General features: G+C 57.1%; 8 protein-coding genes. 4 read left to right on the forward strand and 4 right to left on the reverse strand.

The features are described 5' to 3' along the window. Positions 1-33 precede the first annotated feature (33 nt). Genes AC4EYZ_RS22155 through AC4EYZ_RS22170 form a run of 4 tightly spaced genes read right to left on the reverse strand, consistent with a single transcriptional unit; the run spans position 34 to position 4796 of the window. The gene (locus AC4EYZ_RS22155; RefSeq protein ID WP_474192609.1) at positions 34-1653 is read right to left on the reverse strand and encodes an alpha-glucosidase family protein; all 1620 of its coding nucleotides are present in this window, start codon (positions 1651-1653) and stop codon (positions 34-36) included. A gap of 30 nt (positions 1654-1683) precedes the next feature. After that, positions 1684-2526, reverse strand: a complete 843-nt coding sequence (locus tag AC4EYZ_RS22160) for a carbohydrate ABC transporter permease (protein WP_133732639.1) — start codon at positions 2524-2526, stop codon at positions 1684-1686. Beyond that, positions 2526-3509, reverse strand: coding sequence for a carbohydrate ABC transporter permease (locus AC4EYZ_RS22165; protein ID WP_490204021.1), 984 nt, complete (start codon positions 3507-3509; stop codon positions 2526-2528). The genes AC4EYZ_RS22160 and AC4EYZ_RS22165 overlap by 1 nt, the downstream gene beginning before the upstream one ends. Positions 3510-3524: 15 nt before the next feature. Continuing rightward, on the reverse strand, positions 3525-4796 hold the full coding sequence (locus tag AC4EYZ_RS22170; protein ID WP_022523019.1) for an ABC transporter substrate-binding protein: 1272 nt from the start codon (positions 4794-4796) through the stop codon (positions 3525-3527). Between the two features lie 455 nt (positions 4797-5251). Here AC4EYZ_RS22170 and AC4EYZ_RS22175 point away from each other — a divergent pair, with 455 nt between their 5' ends. From AC4EYZ_RS22175 to ugpC, 4 genes are all read left to right on the forward strand, one after another. After that, positions 5252-6760 (forward strand): carbohydrate porin, encoded by a 1509-nt coding sequence (locus tag AC4EYZ_RS22175; protein ID WP_027958695.1) that lies wholly within the window; start codon positions 5252-5254, stop codon positions 6758-6760. A 139-nt stretch (positions 6761-6899) separates the two neighbouring features. Beyond that, complete coding sequence (gene malT, locus AC4EYZ_RS22180; RefSeq protein WP_474193046.1) at positions 6900-9605, forward strand: HTH-type transcriptional regulator MalT; 2706 nt, start codon at positions 6900-6902, stop codon at positions 9603-9605. Positions 9606-9750: 145 nt separating this feature from the next. Then, positions 9751-11445 carry an alpha-glucosidase gene (locus AC4EYZ_RS22185; protein WP_490204022.1) on the forward strand — a complete coding sequence of 565 codons (1695 nt, stop codon included), beginning with the start codon at positions 9751-9753 and terminating at the stop codon, positions 11443-11445. Continuing rightward, positions 11433-12548: a sn-glycerol-3-phosphate ABC transporter ATP-binding protein UgpC gene (gene ugpC / locus AC4EYZ_RS22190; RefSeq protein WP_474192968.1), complete on the forward strand. Its 1116-nt coding sequence runs from the start codon at positions 11433-11435 to the stop codon at positions 12546-12548. Before AC4EYZ_RS22185 ends, ugpC begins: the two co-directional genes overlap by 13 nt. Positions 12549-12647: the final 99 nt, after the last annotated feature.

Here is a 12647-nt window from a genome sequence, read left to right on the forward strand (position 1 = left end):
TGTCTTCTGGGTCGGCCTGTTGTTGTTTAGAGCTTATGAGACGACGCGCATAAAGGCCGCTTGATACCCCGGTAGCGTCAGGCTGTCACCGTCGCGCTGGGGGGTAAAGCTGTGGCCCTGCAAATCGCATTCAATCGCTAGTGGCAGATTAACCGTCTGCGCTTCGGCGGTGAGGTTGAAAACACACAGCAGTGTTTCATCCCCTTTTTGTCGGCTAAAACCGAGCAGCGTTTCGCCTACATCGACCAGCGTTAAGTCACCATCGAACAGTGCGGGGTGCTGACGCCGGAAGGCCAGCATGTTGCGCAGCGCATTCAAGGTGGAGTTGGCATCATCCTGTTGGCGGCTGACCGCCATATCCCGATGGCTGGCCTCTATGGGGAGCCAGGGTTCAACGCTGGAAAAACCGCCATGTTCGCTACCGTTCCAGGGCATTGGCGTGCGGCAACCGTCGCGACCTTTGAATTCCGGCCAGAGCACTTTGCCGTAGGGGTCTTGGATGCGCTCAAAGGGCACGTCGGCTTCCGGCAGGCCGAGCTCTTCGCCTTGGTACAGGCAGACGCTACCGCGCAGCGAGCAGAGCATGGCCAGCGCCACTTTAGGGTAGGCTATGGGGTCTTCGCCAGCACCCCAGCGGGTGGCACTGCGTACGACGTCATGATTGGAGGTTGCCCAGCAGGGCCAGGCGTCGCCAGCCAGGCGCTGAAAGCGCTCCAGCACTTCATGAATATAGCGCGCAGAGTGGGGCGTGTTGAGCAAGTCGAAGGTGTAGGCCATATGCAGCTTGTCGCCACCGGCGGTGTACTCGGCCATGCGCTCCAGCGGGTTATCGTCGCCAATTTCGCCCACGGTCGTGGTGCCGGGGTATTCGTTCATCAGCGCCCGCAGATCTTTCAAGAATTCGAGGTTTTCGGGGCGGCTCAGGTCGTAGACGTGGCGCTGCCAAGTGTAGGGATTGCTATCCGGTGCGCCCAGGGTTTTAGCTTCGCCTTTGGGAACCGGCGGATTGTCGCGCAGCTCGGCGTCGTGGAAGTAGAAATTGACGGTATCCAAGCGGAAACCGTCTACGCCCAGATCCAGCCAGAAACGCATATTATCCAACTGCGCCTGACGTGCCTCCGGGTTATGGAAGTTAACGTCCGGCTGGCTGGTCAGGAAGTTATGCATATAGTACTGCTGGCGGCGGGAATCAAACGTCCACGCCGGGCCGCCGAAAATCGATAGCCAGTTGTTGGGTGGCGTGCCGTCCGGTTTGGGGTCGGCCCATACAAACCAGTCGGCTTTAGGATTGTTGCGGTTTTGGCGACTCTCCTGAAACCAGGCGTGTTGATCCGAGGTGTGGCTAATCACCTGGTCGATCATCACCTTCAGGCCCAGCGAGTGGGCTTTTGTCAGCAGCGCTTTAAAGTCTTCCAGGGTGCCGAACATGGGGTCGACGTCGCAATAATCGCTAATATCGTAGCCAAAATCGAGCATCGGCGAGGTGAAAAACGGTGATAGCCAGATACCGTCCACATTGAGAGAGGCAACGTAATCGAGTTTTTCAGTAATACCGTTAAGATCGCCAATACCGTCACCGCGGCTATCCATAAAGCTGCGCGGGTAGATCTGGTAGATAACCCCGCCGCGCCACCAGAGTGTGTTGTCTTGCATCGTAGAGTCCAACGTTGACATAAAAATTCCTTATCCTTTAACGGCGCCTGCGGTAAGGCCTGACACAATGCGGCGCTGGAAGATAATCACTAATACGACCAGTGGCACCGTGACCACCACAGAAGCGGCCATAATCGGCCCCCAGGGCAGTTCGTAGGCACTGCCGCCTGACAGCAGCGCAATAGCGACGGGCACCGTGCGCTGGGCGTCGGTCAGCGTGAAGGTGAGGGCAAACAGAAACTCGTTCCACGCGGCGATAAATGCCAGCAGGCCGGTGGTCGCCATGGCGGGCCACATCAGCGGAAGAAACACTTTCGTGATGGTTATCCAGGGCGTGGCGCCGTCCATGATGGCGGCCTCTTCCAGCTCCATGGGCAACTGCTTCATAAAGGTGGTCAATACCCATACGGTGAAGGGCAGGGTGAAGATGGTGTAGCTTAAAATCAGCCCGGCGGGGTTGTTGTAGAGATTGAGCGCACGAATCACCTCAAAAAGCCCGGAAAGCACCGCTACCTGGGGGAACATCGACACCCCGAGAATTACCAGCAGCACCGTGGAGCGGCCCCGAAAGCGCACCCGGCCCAGGGCGTAAGAGGCGGTAATGCCGAGTAGCAGGGCAATAAACACCACGCTAAACGCCACCACGATGGAGTTGAAAATAGCGCGCAGAAAGCTGGTCTGGCTAAAAATGCTGATGTAGTTATCGAAGTTCCAGTTCGAAGGCCAAAGCTCAACGCGGAACAGGTCGCTCGACGGTTTTAACGAGGTGATGACCGCGTAGTAAAACGGGAAAACGGCGTACACCATAATCAGCACAATCAACGCCCAAAACCCGATGCGCTTGGCTATTTTGGCCAACTGACGCGTATTCATTAGTCGCCTCCCAATTGGATTTGTTTACGCCCAAGGTAGAGGTAAGCCACGGTAGCCAGGGCAATGATCAAGAACAGCAGGGTAGAAGCGGCGCTGCCGTAACCGACATCCTGGAACTCGACCAGCTGTTGGCGGGCATAGACCGACATCGACATGGTGCTGGTGGAGTTGGAGGTGAGTACGTAGATAACATCGAAGACACGCAGCGCATCCAGCAGGCGGAAGATCACCGCGACCATTAACGCCGGGGTAATCAACGGTAGGGTAACTTTGAAGAACACCCGCAGCGGGTGAATGCCGTCTACCTCGGCGGCCTCATAGCAATCCTTGGGCAGCATCTGCAGAGCCGCAAGCACCAGCAGCGCCACGAAGGGAATGGTTTTCCATACATCGACCATAATTACCGCCCACATGGAGTAGGCGGCGTTCGCCGTCCAGGCGATGGGGGCATCGATAATGCCCACGTTCATCAGCAGGTGATTGATGATGCCGAATTGGTCGTTGAGCATCCATGCCCACATTTGCGCGGAAACAATGGTTGGAATTGCCCAGGGAATCAGCACCGCAGCGCGCACAATTACGCGCCCCTTAAACTCGGCGTTCAAAATCAGCGCTACAATCACCCCGAAAACCACTTCCAGTGATACCGACACCACCGAGAAGTAGACGGTGTTCCATACCGACTGCCACCACACTGAGTCGGCCAGTACCCCATACCAGCGGCCATCGTCATAGACGAGGTAGTTCTCGAAGCCAATCAGATTGGCAGCGCCTAAATCTGACAGTGATGCATCGGTGAAGCTGAGAAAAAAGGTGCGCACCAGTGGCCAGCCAGCGACCAGGGTTAACGCAATCAGCATGGGGGCTAAAAAAAGCCAGGCGGCTTTAACCCGCTGTCGGCGAACCTTAGTGCCCCGGCGCGGCTTGGTAGTGAAAGAACGCGCCCCGGCGGGCGCGTCATCATGCTTGATGGAGGTCGACATGGAAAGGCTCCAGGGTTACCAGTTGCGACGCTTCAGGCGAGCCAATTCGTCTTCAAGATCAGCGACCGCTTGAGTGCCATCTTTAGTGCCGGAAAGCACGTCATGGGAGGTGCTGAAGAAGGCGTTACTCACCCGGCCATAAGCATCACCGGTGGGGGCAGAGGGGCGAGCGACCGCATTGACGAAGGTGTCGTAAAGGGTGCCAAAGAAGGGCACGGCTTCAAGCACTTCGTCATCCTGGTAGAGGGCGTCGATAGTGGGGTTGTAAGAGGCCTGTATGGCGCGACGCTTCTGTTCCTCTTCACCGGTCAGGAAGGCGACCAGGTCGGCGGCCAGCTCGGGGTGTTCGCTGTAGCGCGATACCGCCAGGTTCCAGCCGCCCAGGCCAGCGGCACTTTGGCCGTTTTCGCCACCTGCGGGCAGTTGGGTAACACCTACTTTGCCGCGAACGTCACTGTCTTCGCTTTGGGCCAGTGCCCAGGCGTAGGGCCAATTGCGCATAAACACGGCACCGCCGCTTTGGAAGACGCCGCGCGCTTCCTCTTCGGTGTAATTGAGCACACCGTTAGGCGAAATATCACCAATCCACGATGCGGCTAGGTCGAGTGCTTCTGCGGCGTGTTCGTTGTTAATGCTAATTTCGCCATCGGCTTCCACCACTGTGCCGCCGCCAAAGCTGGCTACCCACTCAAGGGCGTTAACGGTCAAACCTTCATAGGAGCGCCCCTGGAAGACATAGCCCTGCATACCGTCTTGGCCCTCAGCGCGCTCGGCGTCTTTGATCTCGCGGGCAATTTCGGTGAGTTCTTGCCAGGTTTTTGGCACGTCATGGCCATACTTTTCCAGCAAGTCTTCGCGGTAGTAGAGCACGCCCGCATCGGTGAACCACGGCATGGCGACTAAACGGTCATCGATGGTGTTGTTGGTGACGATGGTGTCAAAGTGCCCGGCAGCGGCGTCATCGCCAAGCACTTCTTTGAGGTCGAGTAGGTGATTGGCGAGTAGGCCGGGCCACACCACGTCAATCTGCATCACATCGATATCGCTGGAGTTAGCCGAAAGGATCTGCTGGTAGAGCGAAAGGCGCTCGGTGGAGGAGTTGGGCGTTGAAACAACATCGACGCTATGGCCGGTTTTCTCTTCCCAGGCGCGTACGCCTTCCTGGCACAGCGTCAGCTCTGCGCCGACTGCGCCACAGGAAATGGTGAGTTCTTCAGCCTGAGCTTGGCTTGTTGCACTCAGCGTGCTGGCTACTGCGATGGCGGTAGTGATTAAAGTCTTTTTCATAACGGCGTACCTCGACGTTTATTGTTGTGGATGGTGTGGCTTCTAAATTAGCGTTAATTCACAAACTCAACGTTTGTTCAATGGCTCTCTTAATCTTTATCTTAATCGATTAAGATTGTGCTGCTCAGTTAGCCGCTTTGATCGAGGAAGTTCAATAGCGACTTTTGTCTAACGGCATTGTTCAGTTTTCACTAAATAAAATCGTTCCTTAGACATTAGTCGCTAATTAGCAACTAGCCGTTGGTAAAAAGAGACTTAATCGATTAAGTTTTGGCTACCTTTCCTTAAGCGCCGTGGCGTTTAGCAGCAAAGCCACTACCCCCTGGGTGAACCGTGCAAGGGAAGTGTTATCGATTCGATCTTAATCGATTTAGGCAAAAGCGCTTACAGGCAGACGCTTAAAAACAGGCGCTAATAAACAACCGCTTGCCAATAACAATAGGGTACTCAAAACAATGCATAAAATGACATTTAAAACGCCGTTAGCCATTGCTATTGCCACCGCCAGCTTGGGAATGAGCGGTGTTGCTTCGGCACAAATGACCATGGAACAACGCTTTGCCGAGCTTGAAGCCCGCATTGAAGCCGCGGAACAGCGCGCTGATGCCGCCGAGCGCCGTGCCGAGATTGCCGAGCAATCACAGTCGACTGCCGTGGCGACAGAGAGCGACGCGGAGATCGAAGAGCGTCTGGCTCGGGTGGAGCGTTACGCCGATGGCGAAGAGGGTTTCTCGTTCAACGTTTATGCGCGTTCAGGCTTGTTGATTGGCGAAGATGGTAAAAGCGAGAATGCTGGCCCTTACCTGACACCCGCGGGTGGAGAGGGCGGCGCCGTTGGCCGTTTAGGCAATGAGCCGGACACCTACGCTGAAGCTATTTTCAACTACCGCATGCAGTTCGATAACGGCGCCAAAGCGCTTTATCGCACCATGATTGCTGACGGCACGACCTCCAGCAATGACTGGACTGGTGGCGAGTCCGATCTCAACGTGCGCCAAGTGTTTGCTGAATTCAGCGATCTTCCCAGCTTTACCGGCGCATTTGAAAACGCCTCTATCTGGGCCGGTAAGCGCTTTGACCGCGATAACTTCGATATCCACTGGCTCGACAGTGATGTGATTTTCCTGGCCGGTACCGGTGGCGGTATCTACGACATGCAGTTGGCAGACAACTGGAAATCTAACCTCTCGATTTATGGCCGTAGTTTTTCTGACTATCCGATTGTTGACCGCGAGAACCCCGGTCTTGAAGGCGACACCGACAACCTGATCCTGACCTCCAACAACTACTTCGGCAACTGGCAGTGGATGGTCAACGGTATGTCCGCTGCAGACAACGACGAGCGCGACATTGATGTCGGCCAAACTGCTGCCGATACTGGTTTCCACACCATGATTGCTTATCATGGCGACAGCTTCTTCGGCATGGGCGAGGGTAGTTTCAAAGCGGCCGTGCTGCATGGTCAGGGGTTAGGCGCCGAGACCAAAAGTATTGGTTCACGGGGTGATCTAACTGATGACGCTACCGCCACGCGCCTAGCGCTCTATGGCACCACTTATATTGCCCCGCAGTGGCGCGTTGCCCCCTCCATTCTGGCTGAAACCAGCGAAGACCGTTATGCCCAGGGCGATAAGTACAACTGGGCAGGGCTCAACGTGCGCCTAGCCAACGAGTTAACGCAGAACTTCGAAATGCAGTACGAAGCGGGCTATCAGTGGATGGATCTCGATCCCCAGGGTTATAGCGGTCGTAACGCCGTGGATGGTGGCTTCAGCAAATTCACGATTGCGCCCACCTTCAAGCCTGAAGTCGGCGGCTTCTGGCAGCGTCCTGAGATTCGTCTGTTCACCACCTTCAGCGATTGGGATGACGACCTTAACAACTACGGTGCCAGCTCACTGGGCAACGAAGGCTTTACCGGTGGTCAGTGGACTTTCGGCGTTCAGACCGAGGTATGGTTCTAAACCGATGTAAGTTGGTTAGCGTTTAACTGTTTCTTCTCCAATGCACTTTGCCCGCGACATGTCGCGGGCTTTTTTATAGCTTTAAAAGAATTTGTGAATAGTATTTATGGAGGGCTAGCAGGGTTGCTCAGGAGCGTTTATGTCACTACTGCAAGAGAAATTAAAAGCGCCGCCGCTACCGCTTGGTGTAGTGGCCCGGCCGCGCCTTAATGACCGTTTCGGGTTAGATGAACGTGTCCGCTTACTGATGGTGCAGGCGCCTCCAGGCTATGGCAAAACCACGCTGCTGGCTGAGCGGCTGACCGCGCTGGAGCAAGAGGCCACTTGGCTAGGCTTGGATCAGCGCGACAACCAACCCGCGCGGTTTTTAGCCTACTGGCAGGCAGCGCTCGATGGACTGTTAATCGAGCACATACGGCTTTCACCCGTGGCAGACGATGGAGACTGCGTGGAGCAGTTAGAGCGCTGGCTTGGCGAATTGCCTGAGCAGCGCTCGCCGTGTCGTTTGGTAGTGGATAATTTTGAGCACCTTAGCCACCCGGATATCTTAGCTGGGATCGCCCACTGGCTGCGTCATCAGCCGCCTTGGCTAACGTTAACGCTGGCCAGCCGCTCAAGGCCAGCATTGGGTTTGGCAAGCCTGCGGCTAAGAGGTGAACTCGAAGAGATCGACCTTCACGCGTTGGCCTTTGACAGCGAGGAGGCGCAAACCCTGTGTGCCGAACAGTTGAGCTTTCCCCCCACGCGAGTCAGCCTGGAACGTGCACTGCGCAGAAGCGGTGGCTGGGTAATGGCGTTGAGCTGGCTGGTAGAGCGCACCACCACGCGGGCAGGGTTTGACGCCCTGGTTGACCGGTTAAGTGGTGCCCACCCAGACTTTGCCGCTTGGTTTGACGAACTGCTCTCCGCTGCACTGCCATTGGAAGAGCGAGAGCTAATGCTGCAACTGGGGGTACTGGAGCGCTTTTCCCCCGAGCTTATGGCCCGACTACTGGAAGGGGAGCGCTTGACCCAGCGCCTGGAGGCCTTTGAACAAGCGGGGCTATTTATTGAACGCCCAGACCCGCATGCTCAGTGGTACCGCTTTCAACGACTGTTTGGCGAGCACCTCCGTCATCGCCGTCATGAGCTTAGTTTGGCCACCCAGCGCGTGCTGCACCAGCGCGCAAGCCAGGCGTGGTTAGCCTTGAACGATCCGGTGATGGCTCTGCGCCAGGCGATACTCGCCGAGGCCCCCGATGATGTGGCAAGCCTACTGACCGCCCATGGACCCGCCTTGCTGGCAAGCGGCGCCTATTCACTGTTGGCCAAGGGCTTCGCCCTGCTCGGTGAGCCGCGGCTCTCTACCTGTCCGGAACACACGCTGCTCTATGGCTGGGTCTCCCATGCTCAGTTTCAGTTTGATATTACCGCACGCGTAATTGGCTGGATTGAAGCACAGTTGCACGCGTCAGAGTGGCAGTTGCTCAGCGCTGAATTCGCTACGCTGCGCGCCCAGTTAGCGATTAACCAGGGCGATGCCGAGCGAGCCGCACCGCTGGCCGAGCAAGCGCTAGCCGTGCCCGCCCGCTATTTAGCTTCCACGCCGCTGACTGCCACTGCCATCTTAAGCGAGGCGCGCTTTGTGCTGGGCTATTTGGAAGAGTCGCTGCAGCGGGTGCGCGAGGTAGAGCGTCAGGCCCGCCAGCGTGGCGATCATCAACTGCTGCTCTGGTCGTTTTGCCATCAGTCGGAGACGCTGGTGGCTCAGGGGCGCCTACAGGCCGCCTACGATATTCAGGAGCGCGCCTTTGCCCACCTGGAGCGCGCGGAGCTTGAGCACCTGCCCGTGGCGGAGTTTCTCTACCGCATTCGCAGTCAGGTACTCTGGGAGTGGCACCGGCTGGATGAAGCCGAGCAGGCCGCGCTGAAAGGCATCGCCGTGCTGGATAACCAGGGGGAGCGCTGGACACTTCAGTGTCATATCCAACTGGCCAAAATCGCCCAAAGCCGTGGCGACCAAGCCCAGTGCGCTGACCATATTCGGCGGCTGCGCAAAATTCTCGCAGAAGGGGATTACCATATTGACTGGGTGGCGAATGCTCACGCTACCCTGTTGGCCTGGTGGCACTCCACCCAGGATCTTGATGCGGTAGAGCGCTGGCGCCAGGAAGCGCCGCCCCCCATTACTGAAGGGGCCACCAACCACTTTTCCCAGTGCAATGTGCGCAACCACGCTCGGGCGCTCACGCTGCTGGGGCGCTTTGATGAAGCCTGCATGCTATTAGAGGCCCTTGAAGTGCACACTCAGCGCTTGGGGCTGGTCACGGATGCCAACCGCAACCAGATCTGTCTCGCGGCAGCGGCGTGGTATGCAGGAAGAGAAGAGCATGCCTGCCAGCATATGCATCAAGCGCTGAGCTTGGCTTCCCGCACCGCCCTGGTGGGCAGCTTTCTGCGACTGGGCAAACCCCTTGGGGAGTTGCTCAATCGGTTGCTCGACAGCGGCACCTTGGATGCCTTAGAGCAGGCGAGGGCAGAGCGGTTGCTGGCGCTTGCGGGGCGCCAGAAGGATTTTGGCAGCGCCCGACGCTTAATGCTGGATGAAACGGTGATCGCTGATATTGTCGCCCGGCCAGATGTCCCCGAGCTGATCCGCACTTCGCCGCTCACTCGCCGGGAGTGGCAAATCCTGGGGCTGATTCATGCCGGGCTTTCCAATGAGCAGATCGCCGAGCAGCTGTCGGTGGCGCCTACCACCATCAAAACCCATATCCGCAGCCTCTATCAAAAGCAGAATATTCGACGCCGCGACGAAGCGATTGCCCTGGCGGGACAGTTGCTGGCGCATATTCAGGGGGAATAAGTCGACAGACGGGCTACTCCTAACGCCTACGCCCAGAGTCACCCTGGGGGGAGGATTTTATCTTGTGAGCAACCCTGCATCATGCCAAGTAACCAGCAAGAACTATGTCAAGAACTGTGACAAGAACTATGGCAAGGACAAAACAATGATGCAGACAACCTCTACTTCCCACTACGTTGGCAGCCAAGGGGCCGACTGGTGGCGCGGCGCCGTGATTTATCAAATCTACCCGCGCAGCTTTATGGACAGCAACGGCGACGGCATTGGCGACTTAAAAGGCGTGATCGACAAGCTCGATTACATCGCCTCGCTTAACGTCGATGCGATTTGGCTGTCGCCATTCTTTACCTCACCGATGAAAGACTTCGGCTACGACATCAGCAACTATCGCGATGTTGATCCGATGTTTGGCACCCTGGAGGATTTCGACCGTTTAGTCGAGGGTGCCCATGCCAGGGGGCTAAAAGTCACCATTGATCAAGTCATGTCGCACACTGCCGATCAGCATGCCTGGTTCGAAGAGAGTCGCCAAAGTCGTGATAATTCCAAAGCCGACTGGTACGTTTGGGCTGACCCTAAGCCCGATGGCGCGCCGCCCACTAACTGGCAATCCGTGTTTGGTGGCAGCGCCTGGCAGTGGGACACCCGCCGCTGCCAGTACTATCTGCATAACTTCCTGGCTAGCCAGCCGGATTTAAATTTCCGCACACCTGCGGTGGTCGATGCCATGCTGGAGGAAGTGCGCTTCTGGCTAGAGCGGGGCGTGGATGGCTTCCGGCTGGATGCGGTGAACTTCTGCACCCACGGCGAGCTAAAAGATAACCCGCCGCGCCAGGAGATGACCGAAAGCTTTCTAGGTGTTCGCCCCGACAACCCCTACGGCTACCAGCTCCACCAATACGATAAAACCCAGCCGGAGAACCTGTTGTTTCTGGAGCGGCTGCGCGCGCTGCTGGATGAGTACCCCGGCACCACTAGCGTGGGCGAGGTGGGCGACGACGATGCCTTGGGCGTGATGGCGGAATACTCCCAGGGCGGTAAGCGGCTACATATGTGCTACTCGTTCAACCTGCTCACCGACAAATACGACCCCGGCTACTTGCACGAAACGCTAACCGAAATGGAAGCGCGCATTGGCGATGGCTGGCCCTGCTGGGCGCTGGGCAACCACGACGTGACGCGGCTGGCAACTCGCTGGCAGGCGGAAGGGCAGCTGGATAAGCTGCGCCTTTATATGGTGTTTCTACTCACTCAGCGCGGTAGCGTATGCCTTTATCAAGGTGAAGAGTTAGGACTGCCCGAAGCTCAGCTAACGTTTGAACAGTTGGTTGACCCTGCGGGTATTACCTTCTGGCCAGCTTATAGAGGCCGAGACGGCTGCCGAACGCCGCACCCCTGGCAGGCCGATGCTCGCCATGCAGGCTTCAGCAGCGCCACACCCTGGCTACCGGTGCCTGACACTCATGCTAGCCTCGCCGTTGACCAGCAAGATAACGACACCGATTCATTGCTCAATGCCTACCGCGATTTTTTAGCCTTCCGCCGTACTCAGCCTGCGTTGGTGAAGGGCAATGTGCGCTATCACGCTGTGCGTGACGATGTGCTCTGTCTTGAGCGCACCTACCAGCAAACACGGTTACTGATTGCACTGAATTTTAGCAGCCAAACGGTCATTCGTTCGGTACCTGAAGGCACAGAAGCCATTGCCGATGCCCCCGCGTGGCTAACCGGTGAGTGGCAGGGCAGCCAACTGTCGCTTCCGCAACTCTCCCTTCCGCCCTATGGCGTGGCCATTGCCCGCTGCCCCCAGCTTGAGGAGAACGCACCATGGGACGTCTAACGCTAAGTGGTATCGGTAAATCTTTTGATGGCGTGGAAATTTCGCGGGATATCGATCTCACCATCGAAGACGGCGAGTTTGTAGTCTTTGTTGGCCCCTCCGGCTGCGGAAAGTCCACGCTGCTGCGCATGATTGCCGGGCTTGAAGATATCAGCGAAGGGGATATGCAGTTGGATGGCCAGCGGATAAACGAGATTCCGCCCCAGGAACGGGATATCGGCATGGTGTTCCAATCCTACGCCCTCTACCCGCATATGAGCGTGGCCGAGAACATGGCTTTTGGCCTGAAGCTGGCCCGCACCGACAAAGCGGAAATTCACCGCCGCGTTCAACACGCCGCCGAGATGTTACACCTCACCGAGCTATTGGAGCGTAAGCCCAAAGACCTCTCCGGCGGCCAACGCCAGCGGGTAGCCATTGGCCGCACGCTGGTCAAAGAGCCTGCTGTGTTTCTGTTCGACGAGCCGCTCTCTAACCTGGACGCCGCGCTGCGGGTGGATATGCGGGTGCAGATCGCTGCGCTGCATAAGCGCTTGAACGCCACCATGATCTACGTGACCCACGACCAAGTGGAGGCGATGACGCTGGCTGACCGCATTGTGCTGCTTTCCCGGGGAAGAATCGCCCAGGTAGGTGCGCCGCTCTCGCTTTATCACTTTCCCAAAACCTTAGAGGTGGGGGAGTTTATCGGCTCGCCGCGCATCAATACCTTCCCGGTGACGGTAGTCGACCCGGGTGAGCGCCAAACGGTAGTGCGTTTGCCTAACGGGGAGACACTGACGGTGGCGGTCAATGGCAAGCACCTCCATTCCGGTGATGGCGCCACTTTGGGATTGCGGGCGGAAGATTTTGTATCGCCTGAACAGGCGGAGGCTCGGCTGACAGCGAGATTAATGGTGGCGGAAAAGCTGGGTTACGAAACCCTGGCGCATCTGCAGGTAGACGGTATAGACGCTACCTTAACCCAGCGTTTGGATGGCTTAACGCAACTAACCGAAGGCCAAACGATCGACTTGGGTTTAGCGGGCCAGCATTGCCATCTTTTTGATCTACAGGGGAGTGCCTGCCCGCGGCAGGTGGTGGTAGATGGGGTAAGCCAATAATCGCCCATCTTATTTTTTTCAATAAAAGTGCATCCAATACGTCTCCTCGCGGGTAATCCCTATACAGGCGCTATTTAAGGCGGCTGATAAAACCCCTTT

This window comes from Vreelandella sp. 162(4c) (assembly GCF_058152265.1).

Coding starts and splice junctions, on each gene's coding strand:
- AC4EYZ_RS22155 (WP_474192609.1), bottom strand. CDS start 1,653: ATGCAAGACAACACACTCTGGTGGCGCGGCGGGGTTATCTACCAGATC.
- AC4EYZ_RS22160 (WP_133732639.1), bottom strand. CDS start 2,526: ATGAATACGCGTCAGTTGGCCAAAATAGCCAAGCGCATCGGGTTTTGG.
- AC4EYZ_RS22165 (WP_490204021.1), bottom strand. CDS start 3,509: ATGTCGACCTCCATCAAGCATGATGACGCGCCCGCCGGGGCGCGTTCT.
- AC4EYZ_RS22170 (WP_022523019.1), bottom strand. CDS start 4,796: ATGAAAAAGACTTTAATCACTACCGCCATCGCAGTAGCCAGCACGCTG.
- AC4EYZ_RS22175 (WP_027958695.1), top strand. CDS start 5,252: ATGCATAAAATGACATTTAAAACGCCGTTAGCCATTGCTATTGCCACC.
- malT (WP_474193046.1), top strand. CDS start 6,900: ATGTCACTACTGCAAGAGAAATTAAAAGCGCCGCCGCTACCGCTTGGT.
- AC4EYZ_RS22185 (WP_490204022.1), top strand. CDS start 9,751: ATGATGCAGACAACCTCTACTTCCCACTACGTTGGCAGCCAAGGGGCC.
- ugpC (WP_474192968.1), top strand. CDS start 11,433: ATGGGACGTCTAACGCTAAGTGGTATCGGTAAATCTTTTGATGGCGTG.